Consider the following 24,907-nt stretch of genomic DNA (forward strand, 5'->3'; position numbering starts at 1 on the left):
CGCTCCGTCAGGGGGTCTGCGCGCCCGGCGTGGCCTTCGTGGCGCTGTCCTTCGCCCGCTCCGCGCGGGTCTTGTACACCTGATGCATCTGCTCCAGTTCCCCGGTGCAGGGCTGCTGCTGCGCCAGCGGCAGCGCGCTGAGCTTCTCGTCCAGCGTCACGCACCAGCGCGCCGCGAACATCCGCTTCACGGCCCGCAGCGCCGGGCCTGAACCCTCCCCGCCGAACTGGAAGAACGCCACCACCGCGAAGGTCGGCGTGCCGTCCTTCCCGATCGGCCCGTAGCCCTCGTACCACGCGTGCGTGTATGCGTACCCCTGCCGGGAACTCGTGCCGTTCTCGGCCGTGCCGGTCTTCCCGGCCGTCCGCACCGGGAAGCGGTCCGGGCCGATCTCGTGCTGCGCCGTGCCGTAGCGGGTCCCGGCAGTCGTGCCGCTCATGCCCTCCTTCACGAACCTGAAGGCGTCCACCTTGCCGTTGTACACGACGCTCGTGGCGAGCTTGAGTGCTTCGCGCTTCCCGGCGACGCTGCGCAGCACCGTCAGGGGCCGCTGCTGCCCTTCGTTCACGATGGTGCTCATTACCCACGCGACCTGCGCGGGCGTCACCTGCACGCTGCCCTGCCCGATACTCATGTTCAGCGCGAAGCCCGGGTACCACGGGTCCTGCGGCGAGGTGTACTCGTCCGGGCCGCGCATCTCGCCCAGTTTCTCCCCGACGATCTCCAGCCCCGTGGGCCGCAGGTACCCCAGTTCCTTCATGCGCTGCACCAGCGTCCGCCCGTAACGTTCCGGACCGGCCGACGCCGCCGAGTGGTAATACCACGGGTTGCACGAGTACGAGATCGCCAGTTTCCCGTCCACCACGCCCAGCGGGTACCCCGCCCAGTTCTTGCGCGGCGCCCGCCCGAAGTAATACACCGGGTTGCACGGCAGCGAGAAGTTCCCCCAGCGTTCCTCCTGCATGAGGGTCGTGGCGATCTTGAACACGCTGCCCGGCGCGTACGCCTGCACCGCCCGGTTCGCCGTCACGGCGTCCAGTTCCGCCAGCGGCCGGTTCGGGTCGATCGCCCAGTTCTTCGCCTTCGGGTCCGGGCTCGGCACGCGCGAGAACCAGTTCGGGTCGTACGTCGGCGCGCTCGCCAGGGCCAGCACCTCGTTCGTGCGCGGATCCAGCGCGATCACCGCGCCCCGCGCGTACGGTTCTGGCGCCTTCCCGAACTTCGCCCGGCCCCGGTTCACGTCCGCCAGACCCTCACGCAGCGCCGTTTCGGCCGTGCGCTGCAGCAGCGAATCGATGGACAGCGTCACGTCCTTGCCCTTCACGCCCGGATCGATCACCCGTTCCGTCTGCGGCTTCCCGGCGGCCGTGACCTCCCGGCGGCGCAGGCCGTTCTTGCCTTCCAGCGTCTTCTGCAGGCTGTACTCCAGGCCCGAACGGCCCACGAGGTCCCCCTGCGTGTAGCCGTCCTCCTTCACCTGCGATTCGGACGCTTCCTGCACGTACCCCAGGAGGTGCGCGGCCATCTTGCCCTGCGGGTACACCCGTTCAACGCGCTCGCGCAGTTCCAGGCTGGGCACGAGCACCGTGTACTCGTACAGCGCCGCCAGCCGCTCCTGCGGGATGTTCCGCGCCAGGACCGTTGCCGGTTCCCGCTCGTAATCCGGTTCGCGCGGCTGCCCGCCGACCAGTACGTCCCCCCCAATGCCCGCGAGGTACACGATCTTGTCCCACCCGGGAATGGGCGTCTCACGCTCGGACTTGCGCAGGCGCCCGGTGTACACCAGGTCCACCGCCAGCCGGTTCGTGGCCAGCAGCACCCCGTCCCGCGTGCGGATCTCGCCGCGCAGGGCACGCAGCACCTCGTCCCGCTGGTAGTTGCTGGCCGAACGCACCGCGAACTGATCGTGCAGCGACACCTGCAGGTAGTACAGGCGCACGCCCAGCAGCGCCAGCGCCATGCTGAACCCCAGCGCGATCTTCTGCACCCGCGTGCCGCCCGCCACGCGCGGCGCGGTCAGGCCCGCCCCCGCGCGGCGCCGCAACCGGTCCCGCCGGTCCCAGACCCGGTCGGCGCGACTCACGCGAGCTGCTCCTCGACCGTCACGCGCGGCCCGAACGTCCACGCCAGCAGCCGCTCCCACAGCGGGAACAGCAGGAACGTCCCCACGAACACCAGCGGCGGCGTGACCGCCAGCATCTGCGGCGTCACCAGCGGCTCACGCAGCCAGTACGTCAGGAACAGGAACACCAGCCACTGCCCCGCCACGCCCAGCAGCACGCCCAGCAGCGCCTGCACCAGCCCCGCGTCCGACAGGTACCGCCGCGCCCACACCACCAGCAGCGCCGCGCCCGCCAGGCCCGCCGCGTGCAGGCCCAGCGTCCCGCCGCCCAGCACGTCCTGCGTGAACCCCAGCCCGTACGCGGCGAGCAGCGCCGACACCGGCGACAGGCGCGCCGCCAGTCCCACGGCCGTCAGCAGGAACAGGTCCGGGGTGGGCACCCCCACCGCGTCCGACAGGCGCGCCAGTAGCCCCTGCGCGAGCAGCAGCAGCAGCAGGTACACCACCAGCCGCGCCCAGCGCACCGACCCGCGCCCCGTCACCGGACGGATCACAGGCCCTCCAGGATCGTCACGTCTTCCACCACGCCCACGTCCACGGCAGGCTTCACGATCACCGTGCGGCTGATGTCATTCGGTCCCATCGGCAGCACCTCCTCTACGCGCCCTACCGGGATCCCCACCGGGAACACGCCCCCCTGACTGTTCGTCACGAGCACGTCCCCCACCTTGATCGGCACGCCCCGCGAGAACTCCGCCCGCAACCGGTCCGGCGGCGTGCCATGCGCCACGCCACGCCCACCCCGGTTGCCCTGGAGCGTCACACCCACGGCACTCTCCGGGTCCACGAGCGCCAGCACCGTGGACTGCCCCGGCGCGACACTCACCACCTGACCCACCAGCCCCGCCGGGACCGTCACGGGCATGTGCACCCGCACGCCGTCCCGCGCGCCACGGTTCAGGTCCAGCCGCGCCTGAAGCGGACTGGGGTCCACGCCGATTACCTGCGCGATCGCCAGCGCGTTCGGCGCCTGCGTGGTCGTGATGACCAGCACCTGCTTCAGTCGCCCCACCTCACGCGACAGCAACTCGTTGCGCTGCTTCAGGAGGTCGTTCTCCTTCTGCAGCGCCTTCACCTGCGCCGACTGGTCCCGGTCCTGCATGAGCGTCACGTACGCGCGGCGCACGTTGTCCGCCGCCGTGACCGACAGGCGCGTCACGGGCGCCACGCCCGCCCGCAGCGCCGCCGGGGCCGCCACCTGAAACCGCGTCAGGACCATACTGAGAAACAACAGGCCCGCGAACACCGCCAGGATCAACCGCCAGCCCTTCACTCGGCCCCGGCCCCCAGCGTGCCCCACACGGGCACCCCCGCCCCGCGCAGCAGGCGCGTCACGACACTCAGCGGGAAGCCCACCACGTTCGAGTACTCACCCTCCAGCCGCTCCACGAGCGCCATCCCCAGCCCCTGGATGCCGTACCCGCCCGCCTTGTCCAGCCCCTCGCCGGACGCGGCGTAGTACGCGATCTCTTGGGGCAGCAGGGTGCGGAAGGTGACCGCTGTGCGCGCCACCTCCACCACCTCTGCGTCACCCGACAGCACCGCGACGCCCGTATACACCTCGTGCGTGCGGCCCGACAGGCGGCGCAGGAACACCTCGTTCTCCTGCGCGGACTCCGGCTTGCCCAGCAACTCCGCGCCCGCCGCGACCACGGTATCTGCCGCGATCACCACAGCGCCTTCCGCCATGCGCGCCACCGCGCGGCCCTTCAGCAGCGCCAGTTCCGCCGCCAGCCGCGCCGGGTCCGCCTCACGGCTGTCCTCCGGCTCACCACTGACCTGCACGGTGAACGGCACGCCCAGCCCGGTCAGCAGTTCCCGCCGACGCGGACTGCCCGACGCGAGCACCACCGGCACGCCCGGCGTGCCAGTTTCAACGGGGGTCACTCAGTACCCCTCGCCCATCCGCTCGCCCGCCACCAGCGCCACGCCGCCTGACGTACCCAGGCGCGTCGCCCCGGCCTCGATCATGGCCCGCGCGTCATCCGGCGTGCGCACGCCACCCGCCGCCTTGATCTGCACGCGCTCCTGCGCGCCCAGACCCGCGATCACCTCCGCCATCAGACGCACGTCGTCCAGCGTCGCGCCGCCCGTGCCGAAGCCCGTGCTCGTCTTCACGAAGTCCGCCCCGGCCCGCACCACCGCCGCCGTCGCCTCCCGCTTCTGCTCATCACTCAGGAAACACGTCTCGATGATCACCTTCAGCGCGGCGTCCGGAATCGCACGGCGCACCGCGCGCACATCCGCCTCCACCGCGTCCCAGTCATTCGCCAGCGCCGCGCCGATGTGAATCACCATATCCACCTCGTCCGCACCCGCCTCCACACTCAGACGCGCCTCCACGGCCTTCTGCTCGCTACTGACCGCACCCAGCGGGAACCCACACACGGTCGCCACCTTCACGTCCGAACCCGCCAGCTCCGCTTTCGCCAGCCCAATGAACACCGGGTTCAGGCACACCGCAAAGAACGAGTTTTCACGCGCCTCGGCGCACAATTTCACGATGTCCGCGCGGGTGGCGGTGGGCTTCAGGAGGGTATGGTCAATGAACGAAGACAGCTTCACGCCCCCCAGAATACCCCCCCCAGCCTAAGAAAGATTGACCCGAAAGGAGGAGAGGAAACAGACGTGAGGCGGTCCTGCTCAGCGGTCTTTCCCGCAGAGTGACGGGGCCGTACCGGGGCGGTGCTTGGGTGAACCGCGTGGTGAGGCGGGGGCGCTGTGGGGTCTTCTCCGCTTATACTTGAACTCAGTTCAATTTCTGAGTTCTCTCTCTGGAGGTTTCACCCATGACCCAAGCTGCCACCCTGCCCGCTTTCGCCGCCCAGGCCGTGAAGAAGGCCCTGCACGACATTCCCATGAACGCCACGGTCGGCGTGCAGATCACGGACGTGGGGGTGGGCTGGGCGACCGGGGAAGCGCCGGATACCGCGCCGTTCCGCAACCACCTTGGCACCATTCATGCGGGCGTGCAGTTCCTGCTGGCCGAGGCCGTGAGTGGCGCGGCGTTCGCGGGGGCGTTCGCGGCGCAGCTGGTGGGTGCGGTGCCGCTGATCGAGAAGCTGGAAACGCACTACGTGAACCGCGCCGTGGGTGACCTGACCGCGCGGGCCGAGGCGGCGGACGCGGCGCAGGTCGCGGCGGCCCACGCAGAGTTCGCGCAGGACGGCCGCGCGCGACTGGTGATCAACGTGACCGTGCAGGACGGCGAGGGCAAGGACGTGATGCGCGCCGTGGCTCACTGGTACCTCCGCGCCCGCCCGCAGGCGAAGTAACGGCGTGGCGGCGGTGCTCCTGACGGGGATGTCCGGTGCGGGCAAGAGCGCCACGCTGCTGGAACTTGCCCGGCGGGGCATCCGCGTGATGGACACGGACGCCGACGAGTGGAACGAGTGGGTGCAGGCGCCGGACGGCCCGGACTGGGTGTGGCGGCTGGATCGCCTGCATGCGCTGCTGGACGAGGTGGGGCCCGAGCCGCTGGTGCTGGCGGGCTGCCGGAGTAACCAGGGGGCGCTGTACCCGTGCCTCCGTGCGGCGGTGCTGCTGACGGCACCGCTGCCGGTCCTGTTGATGCGGGTGCAGAACCGTGAGAACCCGTACGGCAGCACGGCGGAGGACCGGGCGCGGATCGCGGAGCACGTGGCGTGGGTCGAGCCGCTGCTGCGCCGGTCCGCGACCCTGGTGCTGGATACGGCGCAGCTGTCGGTGGCGCAGGTTGCCGATCAGGTCGAGGCGCTCCTGAATGGGGCCGGTGCCGGGGCACCGCTGGGCTGACGTTGCCGCGGGACCGGTCCGGTGCTCTACCCTGCACGCATGACTGTGTTGCTGCTGGATCACGTGGCGATCGCGACTCCTGATCTGGAGGCGGGTTCGGCGCCGTACGTGGCGCTGGGCCTGCACCCGGAGGGGCCGGACGAGGAAGTGGAGGGTCAGGGCGTGCGTGTCCGGGCGTTTCAGGTGGGGGAGACCCTGATCGAACTGCTGATGCCCACGCGGGAGGACAGTCCGGTCGCGGGGTTCCTGGCGCGGCGCGGGGCGGGGCTGCATCACACGGCGTACCGCGTGGCGGACCTGGATGCCGAGATGGCGCGCCTGCGGGCGGAGGGCGCGCGGTTCCTGAGTGACACGCCCGCGCCGGGCCGGGCGGGATCGCGCGTGGCGTTCCTGCACCCGAAGTGGGGCGAGGGGACCCTGATCGAACTGGTGGAGCACCCGCAGGGCGGGCACGCTTGAGCGTCCGCCGCGCGAGGCCGCTGTGGTGGGTGCCGTCCCTGGTGATCATGGGGATGATCTGGTGGCTGAGCAGCGCGCCGCAGACGCCAGGGCCGTCCCTGGAGCACCCGAAGGACTGGATCGCGCATTTCCTGGCGTACCTGTCGCTGGCCTTCTGTCTGGGCCGCGCGACGGGGCAGCGGGGGCTGGCGCTGGTGATCGCGGCGTGGTTCGGCGCGCTGGACGAGGTGCACCAGTCGTTCGTGCCGCCGCGTGAGGCGGGCGTGCAGGACTGGCTGTTCGACGTGGCGGGCGCGTGGGTGGGCGTGCGGCTCGCGGTGCGCAGGCCCACCACCCCGGCACCCGAGGCCCAGGGCGTGGTTCATCCGGTCTGAACCTCGCATGGCGCGTCGCAGTTCTGTCAGACGGGCTCGGGTAGGCTCGCGGGCATGACCGCACCGACCCTCCCGCCCGCGCAGGCCAGCCACGTGGCGGCGCTGCACGCGGCCCTCACACAACTGGACGGGGTGATCCTCGGGAAGGGCCCGCAGATCCGGCTGGCCGCCGCGTGCCTGCTCGCGCGCGGGCACCTGCTCATCGAGGACCAGCCGGGCGTGGGCAAGACCACGCTGGCGCAGGCCCTGGCGCGCACCTGTGGCCTGCACTTCCGGCGCGTGCAGTTCACGGCGGACCTGCTGCCCGCTGACCTGACGGGCGTGAGCGTCTGGGACGCGCCGAGCAGCGCGTTCCGTTTCGTGGAGGGGCCGGTGTTCAGCGAACTGCTCCTCGCGGACGAGATCAACCGCGCCACGCCCCGCACGCAGGGCGCCCTGCTGGAGGCTATGGAGGAGCGGCAGGTCTCGGAGGGCGGCGTGACCCGCGCGCTGCCGGAGCCGTTCTTCGTGATCGCCACGCAGAACCCGGCGGCGTTCGTGGGGACCAGCCCCCTGCCCGAAGCGCAGCTGGACCGCTTCCTGATGACTGTCACGCTGGGCTACCCGGACGTGCGCGCCGAACGGCAACTGTTGGAAACCGGGGGCCGCAGTCTGTCCGTCCGCGAACTGCCGGCCGTGCTGAATGCGGGCATGCTGATCGCCATGCAGGCTGAGGTGGACGCCGTGCATGTCGCCGGGCCGCTGCTGGACTACCTGCAACTGCTGGCCCGCGCGACCCGTGAGCACCCGGGCCTGACGACCGGCCTGAGCCCGCGCGGGCTGCTGGCGCTGCTGGCGGGCGCGCGCGCCTGGGCGTACCTGCACGGGCGCGGCATGGTCCTGCCGGAGGACGTGCAGGCGGTGTTCGCGCCGCTGGCCACGCACCGCCTGAGCGCCCGCGCGGGCGTGAGCGTCCCCGACGTGATCGAGCGCCTGCTGCGCGAGACGCCCATTCCCTGATGACCCGCCCGGACCGACCGCCAGCCGGGACGGTGACGCTACGCGCGTGGCCGACAGGCTTCGGCGCAGCGTTCCTCGGGCTGATCGTCCTGACGCTGATCGGCTGCGTGAACTACGCCCTGAGCCTCGGGTACGGCCTGACGTTCCTGCTGGGCGGCGTGTGGGTGCTCGCGGCGGGACAGGCGCTGCGCGCGGCGCGGGACCTGACGGTCCGTGTGCAGGCGCGCGGGCCGGTCCGGGCGGGCACGCCGCTGCCCGTGCAGGTGCAGGCGCGCGGCGGACGGGGCGGCGTGCTGCGCGTCGCCCTGGGCGTGGTGAGCGGCAGCGTGACGCTGGAGGACGCGGCAGGCACCCTCGACGCAGGCACCCTCGACCTGACCGTTCCCACCGCCGCGCGCGGCCCGCTGGAGGTCCGCGTGACGCTGCGCGCTCTGGACCGCCTGGGCCTGTGGCAGGTGCGCCTGCCCGACCCGGACCCCGTGACGGTCCTGATCCACCCCCGCGCGGAGGAGGGCGCGCCGCCCCCACCCACCCGGAGCGTGCCGGGCAGCGGTGAGGGCGCGGGCCGCGCGCCCGGCGACGAGGAATTCGCGGGCCTGCGCCCCTACCAGACCGGGGACTCGCCCCGGCAGGTGTCATGGCGGCACGTCGCCCGCACCGGGCAGCTCCTGACCCGCGAGACGGACGCCGCGCAGGGCAGCGCCCGGCGCCTGGACTGGCAGGACACCCCCGGCGACCCGGAGGTCCGCGCCGCGCGCCTGACCGCCTGGGTGGACGCCCTGCACGCCCACGCCGACAGCTACGCCCTCCACCTCCCGGGCGAGGTGATCGGGCCGGGCAGCGGCGAGCCGCAGCGGCAGGCGGCCCTGAACGCCCTGGCCCTGCACGACCCCCCCACCCTGGCCAGCCTCGCGCCCCCCGCCCGCCCGGCCCGGAACCATCCAGGCACCCGCCCGGCGCCGCTGCCGGGCGAGGCCCTCACGTGGACGCTGCTGGCCCTGGCGGTCACCCTGGCCCCCGGGGTGCTGCGCCAGCCGTGGTGGCTGAGCCTGCTGATCGCCGCGCTGCTGGGCCACTCGCTGCTGCGAGCCCGCCGCGACGCGATCCGGCCCCTGCCGACGTGGCTGCTGGCGCTGCTGGCCGTGGCGGGCGGCGCAGCCCTGAACGCCACGTACGGCACGCTGCTGGGCCGCGACGCGGGCACCGCGTTCCTGGCGATGCTGGCCGCCCTGAAAACCGCCGAGAGTCACGCCCGGCGCGATCAGGCGGTCCTGACGCTGCTGGGTCTGTTCGTCACGAGCACCGCCTTCTTCTTCAGCCAGGGCCCCCTGACCGCGCTGTACGCCGTCCTGAGCGCTGCGCTGCTCCTGACGGCTGCCACCACGCGCCTGGGCACCCCGCCGCCCCTGACCCGCGCCAGCCTGACCGGACGGCTGGGCCGCACCGTGCGCGTCCTGACCCTGAGCGCCCCGCTGACGCTGGTGCTGTTCGTGCTCGTGCCCCGCCCGGACGGCCCGCTGTGGCAGCTGCCCGTGCAGGGCCAGAACCTGACCGGCCTGGGCTCGGAGGTCAGCGCCGGGTCCTTCACGAACCTCGCGCAGAACCCGGCGGTGGCGTTCCGCGCGGACTTCCGCGGTGCGGTCCCCCCGCCAGCCGAGCGGTACTGGCGCGGCCCGGTCCTGGAAGCCTTCGACGGGCTGAAATGGCAGCAGGTCCGCGGCAACGTCCCCACCCCCAGCGTCGAGGCGACCGGCGCGCCCCTCACGTACGACCTCACGCTGGAACCCAGCGGCACGCCCTGGCTGCTGGCCCTGGAAACCGTGGTGCGCGTCCCGCAGGGGGCGTTCATCACGAGCGGGGTGCAGGCGTTCACGCCCCGCCCGGTCGCCACGCGCCGCCGCGTGACCCTGGTCAGCCAGCCTGCGCGGGTGGGCCGCCAGGAGAACGGGGACCGCCTGCGCTTCGACACGCTCCTCCCGCAGGGGCAGAACCCCCGCACGCTGGCCCTGGCGCAGCAGTGGGCGGGCCTGCCCCCGGCGCGGCGCGTGCAGGCCGCACTAGACCACCTGCGTTCAGGCGGCTTCACGTACACCCTGAACCCCCCGCTGCTGCCCGAGGAGAACCGCACCGACGCGTTCCTGTTCGGCAGCCGTCAGGGCTTCTGCGAGCACTACGCCAGCGCCTTCGCGGTCCTGATGCGCGCCGCCGGCCTGAGCGCCCGCGTGATCACCGGGTACCTGGGCGGCGAACTGAACCCGGACGGGAACTACCTGATCGTCCGCCAGCAGGACGCGCACGCCTGGACCGAGGTGTGGCTGCCCGGCCAGGGCTGGGTGCGGGTGGACCCGACCGCCGTGATCGCCCCGGCGCGCGTGAACGCCGACCTGCGCACCGCCCTGACGCAACCCGCAGCCAGCGCCGCGCTGCCCAGGACCGGCCTGGACCGCCTGCGCCTGCGGCTGGACGCGTGGCAGAACCGCTGGAACGCGGTGGTCGTCGAGTACGACGGCGAGCAGCAGACGGCCCTGCTGACCCGGCTGGGCGTGACCGGCGGCGCGCAGGCCCTCTGGTGGCTGCTGCTGCCCGCCCTGGCCGTCACGCTGCTGCCCGCGTACGCCTGGACGCGCCGCGGCGCCCGGCCCGCCGACCCCGCGCAGCGCCTGTGGCACGACCTGACCCGCACGGTGGGCGCCCCGCAGCACCCCGGCGAGACGCCCGGCACGTACGCGCAGCGGCAGGCGGGCATCCATCCTCACCTCTCGGACGCGCTGCGGGGCGCCGCGCACGCCTACCAGCAGGCCCGCTACGCGCCGGGCCCGCCGGACGCCGCGCTGCGCGACCTGCGCGCCGCCGTGCGGCAGGTGCGGAGCCTGCGTCACCGTGCCCGACGCTGACGTCGCGTAGCATGGAGGCGTGAACGTGCTGAAAGCTGTCCTGTCCGCCATCGCTGGCCTCGCCGCCGCCCTGATCGCCTACAGCGCCTTCTTTGTCCGCGGCGACCTGGGCGGCGTCATGGGCTATCTGCGGGCCCGCGGCGCCCTGCGCCGACTGCGCGAGGACGGCACGCCCGAACAGATCAGCGCCGCGCAGGCCCAGCTGCACGCGCTGGGGCAGCAGGTGGGCGACCCGGCCTTCGCGGGTCAGCTGATCCCGCTGGCCCTGCTGATCGGCACGCTCGTGGCCGGACTGGTCTGGTGGGCCTTCACGCGCCGCCAGCAGGGCGCGCCCCGCCTGGATATTCAGGAACGCATGGTCTACCGACTGGCGCATAGGCTGGGCGGCCATTTCACGCTGGACGACCTGAGCGCCCGCAGCCCCCTGACCGAGGAGCAGGCCCGCGCCGCCACCGCCCGCCTGCTGGACCTGGGCCGCCTGACCCGCGACGGCGACACGTTCCGGCTGAGCTGACGAGATGGATACCGACACCAGCCTGAGCGCGCTGCTGCGCCGCGTGAACCACGACCCCGCGCAGGGCCTCCAGGCGGCCCTGGACGCCGTGTCCGGCCAGCCGCACCCACGCGTCGCCGCCATCGCCGCGCACCTGAGCGCCACCAAGCGCGACCTCTGGACCCGCATCGCCCACGCGACCGGCACGCCCACTCCACCCGACGATGCGGGCCTGCACACCCTCCTGACCTGGGAGGAGGAGGCCTGCGCCGCCCTGAACGCCGCGCAGCTGGACGTGACCGTCCCCCCGACCGACCCGGCCAGCGCCGGGGGCGAACCCCCCATGACCGTCGCCGCGCTGCTGCGCCTGAACGCCGCCCTGACCACGGGCCGCGCCGCGCAGATCCGCCGCCTCGCGACGCAGCCCCGGATCGCCTGAGCCCCCCATGCCCCGGGAACGGCCCTTCCTGACCGACCCTGCCCCTGAGGGCACGCGCGGCAGCGGCCTGGTCCCCGACGCACTGTTCGACCTGGCCGTGAACCGCGCCGCCGCCGCCCTGCGCGGCCTGCGCCCCGCCCGGCCCGAATCTGCGCTGGCCGCGTGGCACGCCCGCACCCGCTTCGCCCGCCGCGTGCCACTGGACGCCGTTCAGGCCGCCCTTTACGGGCAACCGCAGGGCGGCGAGTGGCACTGGGCGGGCGGCCCCGCCGGGAAATGGCAGCCGGGCCGCGCCCCGTTCCCCTGAAGCGCCCTCCGATACGAGATTAAAAGGACTCACCTCCCGCGTGATCGCGTTCCGTTGTCCCCTCTCCCCCTGTGGGACTCGGAGAGCTGCGGAGCAGAGAGGGAGGGAGGCGCGAAGCGACGGAAGGGTGAGGGGGCCACCAAGTGACGCTGTCTGGTTGGGAATCAATTGAGTCCCCTCTGATCAGTGCGCGCTACTGGATGGCGGCGCGGGCGGCCACCTCGACGGCGCGCGTGAGTTCATCCTGCGGGAGGTACGGCACGGCCCTCGATTCGGCCAGGGCCACCTCTGCGTTCGCGGGCAGGTGCAGGAACCCGCACGGCACGTCCTCGCGGCCCGCCGCGTGCAGGGCGTGCAGCGCGTGGAACATCACCGTGTTGCACACGAACGTCCCCGCCGTGTCGCTGATGCCGCCCGGAATGCTCGCGTCCCGCCACGCGCGCAGCGTGGCCCGCAGCGGCAGGGTGCTCAGGTACGCCGCCGGGGCGTCCGGGAGTACCGGCACGTCGTGGTACTGACGTCCGGCGTTGTCCGGGATGCGGTAGTCCATGACGTTCACCGCGACCCGCTCCAGCGTCACCTGCGGCCGCCCACTCGCCAGCCCGGTCAGCAGCACCGCGTCCGGTGTCAGCCAGTCCAGCAGGGCGTCCAGCCGCTCACGGGCTGCGGCGGGCTCTACGGGAAGCAGCGCGCCCTCGATTACATAGCCGCCCAGCGTGCGGCCGTGCAGCGCCTGCGCCGAGACGGAGCTGGGATTCACGGGATGCGTGTGGAAGGGCTCGAAGCCGGTCAGCAGCAGGGTGGGCATCCCCGGCAGCGTACCGCGCCGCCCACCCTGTACGCTGCGGGTATGCGCCGCCTTGTCCTGACCGCCCTGCTGGCCCTCACCCCGACCGCCCTGGCCGCCACGCAGTACGCCGTGCTGAAGGCCGTTACCGTGCAGGGCAGCGTCGCCACCCTGACCCTGGACTACGTGGACGTGTACAGCGACACCGACGCGGACGCCCGCCGGGTCGTCGCGCTGGGCGACTACCCGAACGCCCAGGCGTACTTCGACGCGAACCCCAGCGGGATGTATCTGCGCAACGTCAACCCAAAGCTGCGCACCCTGAAGACCGACGCGAAGACCACCTTCGACCTGTCCTGCCTGAACCGCCCGGGCGGCGTGATGACCGTCCCGCTCGTGACCTTCGTGTCCGCCTGGAAGGGGTACCACCCGCAGGGTTGCTGGCCCTTCAGCGAGAAGGTCGTCGCGCTGAACCTGAGCGGCAACCGCGTGCTGAAGGTCGAGCAGGTGTACTTCCCCTGACGCCGGGTCACCTGAAACGAACGCCGCAGTCTGCATGGCGGGCGGCGCCTATGCTGCTGCGGTATGCCTGAACTGCCGGAAGTGGAGACCACCCGCCGCAAGATCGAGCCGCTGCTCCTGGACCGCACGATTCTGGAGGTGCAGCACGACGCGCCCCACAAATACCGCGATACCCACCTCGCTGCCGGGAGGCGCGTGACCGGCCTGTCCCGGCGCGGGAAGTACCTGATGCTGCACCTCGCCGCCGCCGAGGCCGCCCACGACCAGGGCGCGGACTCGCCGCATGATCTGGAATTCATCGTGCACCTGGGCATGACCGGCGGGTTCCGGCTGGAGGGCGGCAAGCACACCCGCGTGACCCTGCGCACCGACGCGGGCGACCTGTACTTCGATGACCCGCGCCGCTTCGGCAAGATGGCGGTCGTGCGGCCCGGCGAGTACGCGGGCATGCCCACCCTGGCCGCCATGGGCCCCGAACCCCTCTCGGCCGACTTCCGGGAGGAGGACTTCGCCGAACTGGCCGCGCAGGCGGGCGCTGTGAAACCCTGGCTGCTGTCCCAGAAGCCCGTCAGCGGCGTGGGGAACATCTACGCCGACGAGAGCCTCTGGATGGCCGGACTGCACCCCACCCAGACCCGCCTGACCCGCGAGGAAGCCGGGCGGCTGTACCACGCGGTCCGGGACGTGATGGGCCGCGCCGTCGAGGCCGGCGGCAGCAGCCTCGGCAGGGGGGAAGGCAACTACCGCCAGCACGACGGCCTGTCGGGCCTGTTCCAGCACGCGCACAACGTGTACGGCAAGGGCGGCGAACCCTGCCCCCGCTGCGGCACCCCCATCGAGAAGAGCGTCGTCGCGCAGCGTGGCACCCACCACTGCCCGCAGTGCCAGCCGCTGCGCCGGGAGACCGTATGACCGACCTGACCGGACTGCGCCTGTCCTACACCCGCGCCGAACTGCGCCGCGCCGACCTGAACCCCGACCCGCTGGCGCAGTTCCAGGGCTGGTTGCAGGAGGCCATCGGGGCGGACCTGCGTGAACCGTACGCGTTGAGCCTCGCCACCGCCGACGCGGGCGGGCGGCCCAGCGTGCGGACCGTGCTGCTGCGCGGCGCGACCCCAGCAGGCCTGACGTTCTACACGAACTACGACTCTCACAAGGGCCGCGACCTGAGCGCCAACCCGCAGGCGGAACTGCTGTTCCACTGGCCGGAACTGGAACGGCAGGTGCGCGCATTCGGCCCGGTGACCCGCGTGCCGGACGCCGAGAGTGACGCGTACTTCCATGCCCGCCCGCGCGAGTCGCAGCTGGCCGCGCACGCCAGCGACCCGCAGAGTGCTCCCACCCCTGGCCGGGAGGCGCTGGAGGCGACCTTCGCGGCCCTGCATGACCGTTTCCCGGAGGGGAGTGAGGTGCCCCGCCCGGCCTGCTGGGGGGGCTTCCGCGTGGCGGTGCAGGAGTGGGAGTTCTGGCAGGGCCGCGCCAATCGCATGCATGACCGCTTCACGTACACCCGCAGCGGGGAGGAGTGGCAGATCCAGCGTCTGATGCCGTGACCAGTCCGGCCCCGGTGTGCATATGGGACCAGACTGGTCAGCTGCCGCCGAAGGTCAGGTCCGCGTGGTCCTCGCCCAGCAGCGCTCGGCGCTCCTCGCCGGTCAGGGCGGTCAGCACGCGCCGCAGCACCATGTCCACCGCCTGCTCGGCGCTCTCGTCCAGCGTCAGGCCGTCCAGCATCGGCACCTCGTACTGGTGGGCCAGCGCCTCGAGTTCGTCCTGCATGGCGCGGATCTCGCGGAAGTAGCCCATGTAGCGGTGCAGGGGGCGGCTGGCGGCGGTCTCCGTGTCGCGGCTCTCGAAGTGGCGGCGGTGTTCGTCTGCGTCGGGCAGCGTCACCAGCAGCGGCACCACGATCGCGCCCGCGTACGAGTCCGCGCGGATGTACCCGGGGACCAAGTGCACGCCCTCCAGCACCAGACTGCTGCCCTCCTGCACGCTGCGCTGCACGACGGCGCTCAGGCCCACGCTGACCTGCTGCACCTGATCCCGGAAGCCCGCGATCAGCGAGGGCCGGTCCGGGTGCTCGGGGCGGGGCGCGCCGGGCGGCAGCAGCGCCTCCCAGGCGTTGAAGGTGCTGGCGTGGAGCGTGGGCAGCAGCGCGGGGGAGACCATGGCGCGCATGACCTCGCGGATGGAATCGGTGCTGACGACCCGCGCGATGCCCAGGCGGTAGGCGATCTCGGCGGCCAGGAAGCTCTTGCCGGTGCCGCTCACGCCGCCCAGCAGCACGATCACTGGGCGCGGCGGACGGCGGATCACGCGCAGCAGGCGGTAGCGGGCACTCACGTCCGGGCCGACCTCGTCGCGCAGCAGCGCCTCGACCTTCTGGCGGATCTCGTGGCGGGGGATGACCCGGTCGTCACGGCCCCGCAGGTCCCGCTGGGTCACGCGGGCCACCTTGCGCGCCACGTCCGGCGTGACGCCCGCCGCGAGCATGCTCTGCACCAGGATGCCCTTGCTGAACGGGCTGGGCACACTGCTGCCCTCGCCCAGCACGCCCAGCTTCCCGCGGTTGTGCCGCAGGTAGCGGTAGGTCAGGCGCAGGTGCTCGCCGTAGCGTTCGGCCAGCGCGGCCTCGGTGCGGTTGTCGATCTCCTCGGCGCTCAGGCTGGTCACGCCCTGCTGGCGCAGCCGCACGTCCACGACGCTGGCGGTCGCGTAGGCGTCCTTGCCGGACAGACCCGCGTCCTCCAGCGTGCGGGCCAGTACACCCCGGCTGAAGGGCAGGTCGCCCTTCTTGGCCGTCACGAAGATGTCCTGGAAGGCGGGCGTCTGCGCCTGCGCCGCCTGCGCGATCTCGTCCCCGGCCACGTCGCGGGCCACCTCGACCATCAGGGCCTTGAGTTCCGCCGGGCTGACCACGGTGCGCCGCGCCAGCCGCAGCTGCTGCTCCACGCGGCGGGACACGGCGGACGCCACCGGCGCGCTGGCCCCGGCGTTCACCAGGGATTCGACCAGCAGGCCGCGACTGAACGGGAAGGTGGTGCGGGCCGACCCCACCCGCAGTTCCGGGTGCGTCATGCCCGCACCGGCCGCAGGGGTGAGCGAGTCATCAGCGCAGTGTAGACCCTCGCGGCAAAGCCCGCGTGACACAGTGCGCGTTCACGTGATACCGGGCCGGCCACAGGCAGGGGTGCGGGCGCCCGGGGTCAGCGCACGTCGCGTTTCACGGCGCCTTCCAGGAGCAGGTTCAGCGCCAGGCGCATCTCCTCCTGCAGGGGCCGCTCGGTGCCGTACGCACTCCAGCGCAGCGCGACCATCAGGTACGTGTCCGCGATCAGGTTGCTGATGCGCTGCAGCGACAGGTCGGTGCGCATCATGCCCGCCTGATGCATGGGCCGCAGGATCAGCTCGATGACCTTGCTCAGCGGCAGCGCCTGGTACGCGGTGCGGGCCCGCTCGGGGTTGGGATTCATGACCTCGTACGCCAGGGGCGGGAACAGGTCGCGTTCGCGGGTGTTCTCGTCCGCGAGGCGGTCCCAGACCTCGTACAGCACCGTCAGGGGTGCGGCGCCGTCGTGCAGGCGGGCCTCGGCGTGGTCACGCAGGCGGTTCATGACCTCGCTGCCGTAGTCGAGCAGCACCGCTTCCTTGTAGGGGTAGTAGTTGAAGAACGTGCCGCGCGAGACGTTGCTGGCCTTGGCGATGTCGGTCGCGGTGGTCGTCTGGAACCCGCCACGTTTGAACAGGTCAATGGCGACATTGTAGATGCGGGCGCGGCGGCGCTCCTTCTGGCGTTCGCGCAGCGAGGTTGAATCCATGATTCCCCAGGGTATACCGCTTTCAGTACAAAATTGCACCCCGTCCAACGGGGTTGTCTGCCTCTGGCCATGGGCTGCCAACCAGCACCGCGCGTACCCCACTGACGCCCTCGTCTGACACCCCCCTGACCAGCTTCCGTGCGTGCGGTACGCTGAGGCGCATGAGTGTGATCCTGGGTATCGACATCGGCGGGAGCGGCATCAAGGGCGCCCCCGTGGACACCCGCACCGGCAAGCTCACCGCCGAGCGGCACCGCATCCCCACCCCCGAAGGTGCCGCGCCGGAGGACGTGAAACGCGTCGTGCAGCAGCTCGTCGAGCACTTCGGGCTGCCCGGCCCGGTCGGCGTGACCTTCCCCGGCATCGTGCAGCGCGGCCACACCCTCTCGGCCGCGAACGTCCACCCGGACTGGGTCGGCCTGAATGCCGACGCGCTGTTCACCGACGCCACCGGGCACGAGGTTCACCTGATCAACGACGCCGACGCCGCCGGACTCGCCGAGGCCCGCTTCGGCGCCGGGCAGGGCGAGACGGGCAGCGTCCTCGTGCTGACCTTCGGCACCGGGATCGGCAGCGCCCTGGTGCATGACGGCGTGCTGGTGCCCAACACCGAACTGGGCCACCTGTGGCTGCGCGACAAGCACGCCGAGACCTGGGCGTCCGACCGCGCCCGCGAACGCGACGACCTGAACTGGAAACAGTGGAGCAAGCGCGCCAGCACGTACCTGCAGCACCTGGAACTGCTGTTCAGCCCGGAACTGTTCATCATCGGCGGGGGCGTCAGCAAGAAGGCCGACAAGTGGCGCGAGCACCTGAAGGCCGAACGCACCCGCGTCGTGCCCGCACAGTTGCTGAACGAGGCCGGGATCATCGGGGCCGCCATGATGGCCGCCGGGAGCGATCCGGCCCTGACGGCCGCACCAGCTGCCCTCAGCCCCGCGCGCAGGGCCCCCCGCAAGACCAGCGGCTGACCGGGCCCGGGAACCCGCGCGTGGCTGGTCCCGTACAGGCCTCCATGGGATTCCTCAAGAAGATGATGGCCGCCATCGGCGTCGGCGGCGCGCGCGTCGACGCCCAAGTCCACAACCCCGCCGTGCGCATCGGGGACAGCGTCACCGGCGTGCTGGTCGTGCAGGGTGGGAGCCTCGACCAGCGTATCGAACGCGTGAACCTCGGCCTCGCCACCCGGTACAAGAGTGACGACAGTTACGTCTCGCACCAGCTCAGCAAATTCCAGGTGATCCCCACCTTCGAGCTGCGCGCCGGGGAACGGCGAGAATTCCCCTTCAGCATTCCCGTCGAGCCCGGCACGCCCCTGTCGCTGCCCGGCACGCAGCTGTGGCTCGCGACCGACATGGACATCGCGGGCGCTGTCGATCCCGGCGACCAGGACCACCTCCAGATCCTCCCCAGCCGCGAGATGGAGGTGCTGTTCCAGGGCGCGCAGCGCCTAGGCTTCCAGCTCAGCGGCAGTGAGATCGAGTACCACCACGGCCGCATCGTGCAGGAGATCAGCTTCCGCCCCCCGCACGGCCAGTACCGCATCGCCGAGATCGAGATGATGCTGTTCCCGCAGGCGGGCGGCCTGGACGTCATCCTGGAGGTGGACCGCCGCGCCACGGGCGTCGCCAGCCTGTTCGCCAGCGAGTTCGAACAGCGCGGCCGCTGGCACCTGAGTGCCGCCACGCTGGGCGCCGGGCCGGACGCCGTTGCCCGCGAACTCGAAACCCGCATCCGCGCGCTGCTGTAACGCCCTGGGCCGCAGGTGAGCTCCGCGCACCCCATTCGGTCCGCTAGCGTGAGGCATGTCCCGCTGGACGTTCCGGTATCCACGCAACGCGGTGTCCCCCGGCCCCTGGTGGGCACGCGCCCGGATGGCCCTGCATCTGCTGCGCCCGCAGTGGTCCCGGCGGGTGGGCGACCTGCCCGCCCCCCTGCGGGCCGTCCACTGGCCGCCGGGCGTGACCCCGCTGGGCGTCTGGCGGGTCGCGGGCGGCGCGCGGCACGTCCGGCTGCGGGTGCCCACCACGCCCGAGGCGGCCTTCCGCAGCCTGGAGGCCGTGCGGGACGCCCTGCGTGCGGCTGGCCTGTCCAGCGTGGCGGGTGGTGCGGTCGGATTCGACGTGCGGGACGACCTGTTCGACCTCGGCACCGCGTGGCTGGGGACGGGTACGCCGCTCGGGGGCGTCCTCGACCTGCCCCTCCTGCACCCTGGCGGACCCGCCGACCAGCCCGGGCCGGGCCTGTCCCTGAACGGCAGGCCGGGGCGGACTTCCGGCGGCGCACCCCACCTGTTCCTCCCGGCCGACAGCGCCCTGGGGGCTATCCTCGACCGCTGGCAGGCCGGGGCCGCGGCGCAGGGCTGGGAGGTGCGCCCCCCACTGCATGGGGACGGTCAGGTTCTGCTGACCTTCACGCAGGTGCAATCCACCGTGACCCTGACCGGGGTGCGCCTGCCCGGCGGCGCGTGGGGCTTCACGCTGGAACGCGACACCTGGGCGCACCTGCACCGGCTGTCCAGCGCCCACACGCCATGATCAGAAGTCCCCGTCGGCGGGGAAGAGGGTCGTCGTCAGCATGGAGTAGCCCAGGGCGGTCGCGGCGTCGCCCCGGGTGCCCAGCGTCTGCATGACGGCGCGGCCCAGCGTCTCGTAGCGGTCCACCAGCCGCTTCCACTCGGCGGCGGAGTAGGTCGAATAGGTCTCGTCGGGTTTCGGGCGGTAGGCGCGCAGAGATACCACGTACGCCACGTGAGCCTTGCGGGCCTGCGCGATCAGGGCCGCGTAGCGCTGGCCGGACTGCGCGCCCAGGGTGGTGCGGGCCAGTGCGGCGAGGCCCGCGAGCTGCTCCTCCAGATACGGGAACGAGCGTGGAATGGCGTGTGAGTACAGGGTCCCGCCGCCCGCGCGGATGTACGCGAACTGGCCTTCCAGCGCGCGCAGCTGCTGCAGCTGCTTCCGGAGGCCGTCGATGCGGGCGCTGAGCTTCGGGTTGCCGCTCAGACTGCGGCGCAGCGCGGTGGCGCGGCAATCGGCCCAGTTCCCAGCGGCGTTGTCCTCGTCGGCCTCGGACCAGATGTCGATGGTCAGGGCAGCGTAGCTGCCGCTGTCCACGGCATTCGCCAGGGCGCAGTTCGCGGGGGGCTGCGCCGAGGCGAACGCGGGCAGGGTGAGCAGCGCGGTGACGGTCAGGGCAGGGACGAGGCGCATGCGTCCAGCCTACCCTGACCGTCAGGTCAGTTACCGCAGATCAGGCCAGCCGTGTCAGGCGCGCGATGAAGAACCCGTCCACCCCGTCCACCGGCACGGTCAGCACGCCCGGCCCGGCAGGTACGTGCGGGACCTCCAGGTCCGGCACGGCCTGCGGCGTGAAGTCCGGGTGGGTGTCTAGGAACGCCTGCACGACCTCCGCCCCTTCCTGCGGCGTGACCGAGCACACCGAGTACACCAGGGTCCCGCCGGGCTGCACGAGCGCGGCGGCGTTCGGTAGCATCCGCGCCTGAAGCCCGGCCATCTCCTGCACGGCGTCCGGCGTGAGGCGCAGCTTGATCTCCGGGTGGCTGCGCAGCGTGCCGCTGCCGGTGCAGGGCGCGTCCAGCAGCACGACCGGCGCGGGTTCGGTGGGCAGGGGCTGGGTCAGGTCATGCGTGATGAACTGCCCCGTCAGGCCCAGGCGCTTCAGGTTCGCGCGGGCGAGGTCGTGCTTGCGGGCCACGACGTCCACGCTGGTGACCAGAGCGCCGCGCGTGGCGAGCATCGCGGCCTTCACGCCCGCCCCGCCCGCCAGGTCCAGCACCCGCACGCCCTGCACGTCACCCAGCGCGTCCACGCAGGCGAGGCTGGCCGGGTTGATGGGCTGCGCCTGCCCCTGCTGGAACGCCGAGGTCTGCCGCAGCGGGCGGTCCAGCGCGACGCGGTCCACGCCCTGCACAGTGCCTTCGAGGACGCTGCCCTCGTCCTCCAGGGCGCGGACGCCCGCGTCGCTGAGGCTCAGCCACAGCGGCTGCGGCTCGAGCAGATCGGCCAGCACCGCGTCTGCCTGCGCGCCGTACGCGCGGCGGTACACGTCCGCCAGCCACGCAGGCATCTCGTCCGGGACGGTCTCGTCGGGGCTCATGCTCTCCAGGCGGCGCAGCACGGCGTTCACCAGTCCGGGGGGCGCCAGCCGCGCGCCGCGCGCGAGGTTCACGTACTCGCTGACGACCGCGTGCGGCGGGGTGCCCAGGAACAGCCGCTCGAACGCCCCGGCCAGCAGGACCGCGCGGGTCTTGGGGTGCGTGTCCCCGGTCAGACGGGCGTCGAGCGCGCGGGTCAGGCTGGGCGCGTGCCGCAGCGCGCCGTACACGACGTGCGTGGCCAGCCCCGCGTCACGGGCCGGCAGGCGGGCCTCCTGCAGCGCGGCGTCCAGGGCGGGCGCGGCGAACGCATGGGCGTCCATGACGCGCAGCAGCACCCGCACGGCGACCTCGCGGGCCGGGTTGAACGGACCGGGCCGGTCGGCCTCGGATCTGGGGCGGTCGCGGGCGGTGCGGGGGCGGCGTGCGTCGGTCATCCGGGCAGTGTACGCGCGGCCCGGCAGGACGTCCAAGGCACGCGGCCCCCACCCCAGGTCTGGCAGGGAGGGGGCCGCAGGGTGGGCCGGTCAGGCAGCGGCGGGCTGCACCCTCGGGCGAATCAGCAGCACGATGGCCAGCAGGGCCAGCAGGACGCTCCCGCTCAGGACGTACGGCGCGGCGTGGCTGACCGTCTGGTACAGCCCGGTGCTGATCAGCGGCCCCGCCATGCGCCCCAGGGCCAGGGCGCTGCTGTTCAGCCCCGCGACGGTGCCCTGCAGGTCCTCGCCAGCCGAGAGGCTCAGGCCCGCGCTGAGGCTGGGGCTCAGGATGGCGCTGCCCACGCCGACGACCGCCAGGGCCAGCGTGATCGGCCAGAACGACTGCCCGGCGGGCACGAGCAGCATGCCCGCACCCATGATCAGCAGGCCTGCCGACACGAGCGGGGTGGTGGGGAGTTTTTTCGCCAGGGGCCGGATTGCGCCGCCCTGTACGAGCGCCGCCACGAAGCCGAACAGGGTCAGCATGATGCCCACGGTGCGCGCCGCACCCTCGGGGGTCAGGCGCAGGGTGTCCTGCACGTAGAAGCCGATGGTCTGCTCCATGCCCACACTGGCCAGGGTGGACAGGGCGCTGACGGCCAGCAGCAGCAGCACGGTGGGCTGCGAGAGCAGCGCGCGGCGGCTGCCCTTCGCGGCCATCTTGGCGCCGCTCACGCGGGTTTCGGGCAGGGTGCGCCACGCGACGAGCGCGGTGACCAAGCCCAGCGCGGCGCTGAAGAAGACCGGCGCGGTCAGGCTGAGGCCGCTCAGGGCCGCGCCGATGGCCGGGCCGAACACGACGCCCAGGCCGAACGCCGCGCCGATCAGGCCCAGGCTGGCGGTGCGGTCCTTGGCGCTGCTCAGGTCGGCCATCATGGCCTGCGCGGTGGGCAGCGTGGCGCTGGAGAGCACCCCACCGATCACGCGCGAGGCGACGAGCAGGACGAACAGCAGGGTGCCGCTCAGCGCGCCATTCAGGCCCGCCTGGGCCAGCACGCCGAAGAGCCCGAAGCTGATCGAGAAGCCCACGAGGCCCATCAGGAGGATGGGTTTGCGGCCCAGGCGTTCGCTGCGGTTCCCCCAGATGGGCGAGAAGACGAACTGCATCAGGGAGTAGGCAGTGGAGAACCAGCCGGTCTGCGTCTCGGTCAGGCCGAGCTGGCGGCCCAGCGGGGCGATGATCGGGAACAGGACGCTCAGGCCCAGCATGGCGATGAAGATGGTCAGAAACAGGATCAGTTTTGTTCGCCCGGTGTTGACCCGGGCGGGGGAGGGGGCGGCGGACGACATGGGGCGAAGTATACGCCCGCACCCTGACCGACCGGTCAGGACAGAACGGCAATCCGGTCCGTCGGCGCCCAGACGGTGCGGCCCTACCGGCTGTCTCCCGGGGATGCCGGTTCCGTCGCGCTGTGAATTGGGATCAGGCCCTGCACGAATGCGTGGAGCGCGGCACATGGGGCTGCTGGCTCTCAGGTGCTGTCGTGGAACGTGCGGCTGTCTAACCGGCTTCCACGGGTTCCACGCACCTGGGGGATACCCAAAGCGCGGATGAGACCGTTAGGATTCTGTGAACCGCTTCCAGTTTCACTTTTGTTCGCACTGGTACCAGAATGCCGTCCCGGGTCATCCGCCCCGGGCGCCAACTGATTTCTTCCTGACTGGGACGGTGAAATTGTCGGTGTCACCCCATTGTCAGGACACCGGTTGAGGCTTATACTGTCGTTCGAGCAACCAGAAGAATCACCCGTCGCGGACGCTCAGCCGTGTCGACTCCGGGCGCCTCCCTGCCGTGGAAGGCCGATGGAATCAAAGTTGATCCCTCGAAATGGAAGCGATTCACAGTCGCGCCATGTAAGGAGACCTATGAAGAAAGCTCTGACCATCCTGTCTCTCGCGCTGCTCGGCCAGGCCAGCGCCGCCACCATCACCGTCTGGACTCACTTCGGTGACAGTGAACTGGCGTGGCTGCGTGCACAGGCCGCCGACTTCAAGGCCAAGACCGGCAACACGGTCAACATCGTCAGCGTGCCCTTCGGCGAGATGACCGACAAGTTCATCCAGAGCGCCCCCAAGGGCCAGGGCCCCGACCTGCTGACCACGCAGCCCCACGACCGCCTCGGTCAGCTGGCCGCCGCCGGCGTGATCGAGCCCATGGACAAGTACGTCACCAGCCGCACCGACCTGGACAAGACCGCCCTGAACGCCATGACCTACCAGGGCAAGCTCTTCGGCGTCCCCATGTTCGCCGAAGCGGTCGCCGTCGTGTACAACAAGGCCCTGGTGCCCACTGCCCCCACCACCTGGAGCGCCTTCCTGGCCGCCGCCCAGAAGAACACCGGCAGCGGCAAGTTCGGCTACCTCGCTGACCTGAGCAACGCCTACATGCAGTACGGCATCATCAGCGCCTACGGCGGCTACGTCTTCAAGAACAACGGCGGCACCCTGAACGTCAAGGACGTGGGTCTCGCCAACGCCGGCGCCGACAAGGCCAGCGCGTTCCTGAACGACCTGCGCTACAAGTACAACCTCGTGCCCGAAGGCGTCAACGGCGACGCCGCCAAGAGTGCTTTCGTGCAGGGCCGCCTCGGGATGTTCCTCACCGGTCCCTGGGACATGGGCGACATCAAGAAGGCCAACATCAACTACGGCATCATCCCCTTCCCGACCCCTCCCGGCGCCACCGGCAAGTGGAGCCCCTTCGTGGGCGTGCAGGGCACCATGCTGAACTCCTACAGCAAGAACAAGGTGGCCGCCGCGCAGTTCGCCAAGCAGATCAGCTCCTCCGACGCCCAGGTCGCGTTCAACAAGGCCGGCGGCCGCATCCCCGCCAGCCTCAGCGCCCGCACCAAGCTCAAGGCCGACCCGGTCGTGCAGGGCTTCGGCAAGACCATCAGCATGGGCACCCCCATGCCCAACGTGCCCCAGATGGGCGCCGTGTGGGGCCCCTGGAGCAACGCCATCGCGCAGAGCGTCCAGAAGTCCGGCCAGAACTACGGCCAGATCCTCGACAAGGCCGTCCAGGAAATCAACAGCAACATCAAGTAACCCGCCTGGAGGTGGGGCGAGCATGACCACAACCTCGCTCCACCCGGGCCACTCAGGACGCGGAGGGACGGTGCGCCGGACAAGGCGTATCGTCCCCCCGCGTTCTGACTGTCATGGCGTTCCCAGCCGCCGGGCCGCCGCTGGAACCGCGCCCCGCCAGATGTCTTGATGAGCACCCTCGCTGCCCCCGAGGCAGCGGCGTTACCTTACTGCAATCTGATTTCAATCCGGACGTGCCCGGCGCGCCTGCCCCCACGTCCGCCTGGAGGCCCCCACGA

General features: G+C 71.8%; 27 protein-coding genes. 16 read left to right on the forward strand and 11 right to left on the reverse strand.

Going from position 1 to position 24,907, the window contains the following annotated elements:
* Nucleotides 1–7 precede the first annotated feature (7 nt).
* The 5 genes from SY84_RS00265 to deoC are packed head-to-tail and all read right to left on the reverse strand — an operon-like array spanning nucleotide 8 to nucleotide 4,687.
* A complete protein-coding gene (locus SY84_RS00265) occupies nucleotides 8–2,083 on the reverse strand; it encodes a peptidoglycan D,D-transpeptidase FtsI family protein (RefSeq protein ID WP_081424462.1) in 2,076 nt (691 codons plus the stop codon).
* Complete coding sequence (mreD, locus tag SY84_RS00270; RefSeq protein ID WP_052750980.1) at nucleotides 2,080–2,616, reverse strand: rod shape-determining protein MreD; 537 nt, start codon at nucleotides 2,614–2,616, stop codon at nucleotides 2,080–2,082. The genes SY84_RS00265 and mreD overlap by 4 nt, the downstream gene beginning before the upstream one ends.
* A complete protein-coding gene (gene mreC, locus SY84_RS00275; RefSeq protein WP_052750981.1) occupies nucleotides 2,613–3,395 on the reverse strand; it encodes a rod shape-determining protein MreC in 783 nt (260 codons plus the stop codon). The genes mreD and mreC overlap by 4 nt, the downstream gene beginning before the upstream one ends.
* A complete protein-coding gene (locus SY84_RS00280; protein ID WP_046844802.1) occupies nucleotides 3,392–3,973 on the reverse strand; it encodes a Maf family nucleotide pyrophosphatase in 582 nt (193 codons plus the stop codon). Before SY84_RS00280 ends, mreC begins: the two co-directional genes overlap by 4 nt.
* Before the next feature lie 36 nt (nucleotides 3,974–4,009).
* Nucleotides 4,010–4,687 carry a deoxyribose-phosphate aldolase gene (deoC, locus tag SY84_RS00285; protein WP_046842314.1) on the reverse strand — a complete coding sequence of 226 codons (678 nt, stop codon included), beginning with the start codon at nucleotides 4,685–4,687 and terminating at the stop codon, nucleotides 4,010–4,012.
* A 224-nt stretch (nucleotides 4,688–4,911) separates the two neighbouring features.
* On the opposite strand from deoC, the gene SY84_RS00290 reads away from it, so the two are divergent.
* From SY84_RS00290 to SY84_RS00330, 9 genes are read left to right on the forward strand one after another with little or no spacing between them, the layout of a single operon-like run.
* Nucleotides 4,912–5,397: a PaaI family thioesterase gene (locus SY84_RS00290; protein WP_046842315.1), complete on the forward strand. Its 486-nt coding sequence runs from the start codon at nucleotides 4,912–4,914 to the stop codon at nucleotides 5,395–5,397.
* 4 nt (nucleotides 5,398–5,401) lie between these two features.
* A complete protein-coding gene (locus SY84_RS00295; protein ID WP_211117120.1) occupies nucleotides 5,402–5,896 on the forward strand; it encodes an AAA family ATPase in 495 nt (164 codons plus the stop codon).
* Between the two features lie 39 nt (nucleotides 5,897–5,935).
* A complete protein-coding gene (gene mce / locus SY84_RS00300) occupies nucleotides 5,936–6,355 on the forward strand; it encodes a methylmalonyl-CoA epimerase (RefSeq protein WP_046842317.1) in 420 nt (139 codons plus the stop codon).
* A complete protein-coding gene (locus tag SY84_RS00305; protein WP_052750982.1) occupies nucleotides 6,352–6,729 on the forward strand; it encodes a VanZ family protein in 378 nt (125 codons plus the stop codon). Before mce ends, SY84_RS00305 begins: the two co-directional genes overlap by 4 nt.
* Before the next feature lie 54 nt (nucleotides 6,730–6,783).
* Nucleotides 6,784–7,728: an AAA family ATPase gene (locus tag SY84_RS00310; RefSeq protein WP_046842318.1), complete on the forward strand. Its 945-nt coding sequence runs from the start codon at nucleotides 6,784–6,786 to the stop codon at nucleotides 7,726–7,728.
* Entirely contained in the window at nucleotides 7,728–10,622 is a 2,895-nt protein-coding gene (locus SY84_RS00315; RefSeq protein WP_046842319.1) for a transglutaminaseTgpA domain-containing protein, read from the forward strand. Before SY84_RS00310 ends, SY84_RS00315 begins: the two co-directional genes overlap by 1 nt.
* 19 nt (nucleotides 10,623–10,641) lie before the next feature.
* Nucleotides 10,642–11,136 (forward strand): hypothetical protein, encoded by a 495-nt coding sequence (locus SY84_RS00320; protein WP_046842320.1) that lies wholly within the window; start codon nucleotides 10,642–10,644, stop codon nucleotides 11,134–11,136.
* 4 nt (nucleotides 11,137–11,140) lie between these two features.
* A complete protein-coding gene (locus SY84_RS00325) occupies nucleotides 11,141–11,554 on the forward strand; it encodes a hypothetical protein (RefSeq protein WP_046842321.1) in 414 nt (137 codons plus the stop codon).
* Between the two features lie 7 nt (nucleotides 11,555–11,561).
* On the forward strand, nucleotides 11,562–11,861 hold the full coding sequence (locus tag SY84_RS00330; RefSeq protein ID WP_046842322.1) for a hypothetical protein: 300 nt from the start codon (nucleotides 11,562–11,564) through the stop codon (nucleotides 11,859–11,861).
* A gap of 193 nt (nucleotides 11,862–12,054) precedes the next feature.
* On the opposite strand, the gene SY84_RS00335 is transcribed toward SY84_RS00330, so the two are convergent.
* Nucleotides 12,055–12,669, reverse strand: coding sequence for a pyroglutamyl-peptidase I (locus SY84_RS00335; RefSeq protein WP_046842323.1), 615 nt, complete (start codon nucleotides 12,667–12,669; stop codon nucleotides 12,055–12,057).
* Nucleotides 12,670–12,711: 42 nt separating this feature from the next.
* On the opposite strand from SY84_RS00335, the gene SY84_RS00340 reads away from it, so the two are divergent.
* The 3 genes from SY84_RS00340 to pdxH all read left to right on the forward strand — a co-directional run bounded on the left by SY84_RS00340 (nucleotide 12,712) and on the right by pdxH (nucleotide 14,723).
* Nucleotides 12,712–13,170, forward strand: coding sequence for a hypothetical protein (locus SY84_RS00340; RefSeq protein ID WP_046842324.1), 459 nt, complete (start codon nucleotides 12,712–12,714; stop codon nucleotides 13,168–13,170).
* Between the two features lie 63 nt (nucleotides 13,171–13,233).
* Complete coding sequence (locus SY84_RS00345; RefSeq protein ID WP_046842325.1) at nucleotides 13,234–14,082, forward strand: DNA-formamidopyrimidine glycosylase; 849 nt, start codon at nucleotides 13,234–13,236, stop codon at nucleotides 14,080–14,082.
* The gene (gene pdxH, locus SY84_RS00350; RefSeq protein WP_046842326.1) at nucleotides 14,079–14,723 is read left to right on the forward strand and encodes a pyridoxamine 5'-phosphate oxidase; all 645 of its coding nucleotides are present in this window, start codon (nucleotides 14,079–14,081) and stop codon (nucleotides 14,721–14,723) included. The genes SY84_RS00345 and pdxH overlap by 4 nt, the downstream gene beginning before the upstream one ends.
* Nucleotides 14,724–14,760: 37 nt before the next feature.
* Here pdxH and SY84_RS00355 read toward each other — a convergent pair whose 3' ends face one another.
* Nucleotides 14,761–16,248 (reverse strand): ATP cone domain-containing protein, encoded by a 1,488-nt coding sequence (locus SY84_RS00355; protein WP_046842327.1) that lies wholly within the window; start codon nucleotides 16,246–16,248, stop codon nucleotides 14,761–14,763.
* Nucleotides 16,249–16,376: 128 nt separating this feature from the next.
* Nucleotides 16,377–16,988, reverse strand: a complete 612-nt coding sequence (locus SY84_RS00360) for a TetR/AcrR family transcriptional regulator (protein ID WP_046842328.1) — start codon at nucleotides 16,986–16,988, stop codon at nucleotides 16,377–16,379.
* 161 nt (nucleotides 16,989–17,149) lie between these two features.
* Between SY84_RS00360 and ppgK the strand changes: the two genes are divergently transcribed.
* From ppgK to SY84_RS00375, 3 genes are read left to right on the forward strand one after another with little or no spacing between them, the layout of a single operon-like run.
* A complete protein-coding gene (ppgK, locus tag SY84_RS00365) occupies nucleotides 17,150–17,959 on the forward strand; it encodes a polyphosphate--glucose phosphotransferase (protein ID WP_046842329.1) in 810 nt (269 codons plus the stop codon).
* A gap of 44 nt (nucleotides 17,960–18,003) precedes the next feature.
* On the forward strand, nucleotides 18,004–18,738 hold the full coding sequence (locus SY84_RS00370; RefSeq protein ID WP_046842330.1) for a sporulation protein: 735 nt from the start codon (nucleotides 18,004–18,006) through the stop codon (nucleotides 18,736–18,738).
* Between the two features lie 55 nt (nucleotides 18,739–18,793).
* Entirely contained in the window at nucleotides 18,794–19,525 is a 732-nt protein-coding gene (locus SY84_RS00375; RefSeq protein ID WP_046842331.1) for a hypothetical protein, read from the forward strand.
* Here the strand turns inward: SY84_RS00375 and SY84_RS00380 are convergent, their stop codons facing one another.
* The 3 genes from SY84_RS00380 to SY84_RS00390 form a co-directional block, all read right to left on the reverse strand.
* Entirely contained in the window at nucleotides 19,526–20,197 is a 672-nt protein-coding gene (locus SY84_RS00380) for a hypothetical protein (RefSeq protein ID WP_046842332.1), read from the reverse strand.
* Nucleotides 20,198–20,237: 40 nt separating this feature from the next.
* Nucleotides 20,238–21,539, reverse strand: a complete 1,302-nt coding sequence (locus tag SY84_RS00385) for an RsmB/NOP family class I SAM-dependent RNA methyltransferase (RefSeq protein WP_081424463.1) — start codon at nucleotides 21,537–21,539, stop codon at nucleotides 20,238–20,240.
* A 90-nt stretch (nucleotides 21,540–21,629) separates the two neighbouring features.
* Entirely contained in the window at nucleotides 21,630–22,871 is a 1,242-nt protein-coding gene (locus tag SY84_RS00390; RefSeq protein WP_046842333.1) for an MFS transporter, read from the reverse strand.
* Nucleotides 22,872–23,447: 576 nt separating this feature from the next.
* Between SY84_RS00390 and SY84_RS00395 the strand changes: the two genes are divergently transcribed.
* Entirely contained in the window at nucleotides 23,448–24,629 is a 1,182-nt protein-coding gene (locus tag SY84_RS00395) for a maltose ABC transporter substrate-binding protein (RefSeq protein WP_046842334.1), read from the forward strand.
* The last annotated feature ends 278 nt before the right edge of the window (nucleotides 24,630–24,907 follow it).

The organism is Deinococcus soli (ex Cha et al. 2016) (assembly GCF_001007995.1).
Taxonomy (GTDB): Bacteria; Deinococcota; Deinococci; order Deinococcales; family Deinococcaceae; genus Deinococcus; species Deinococcus soli.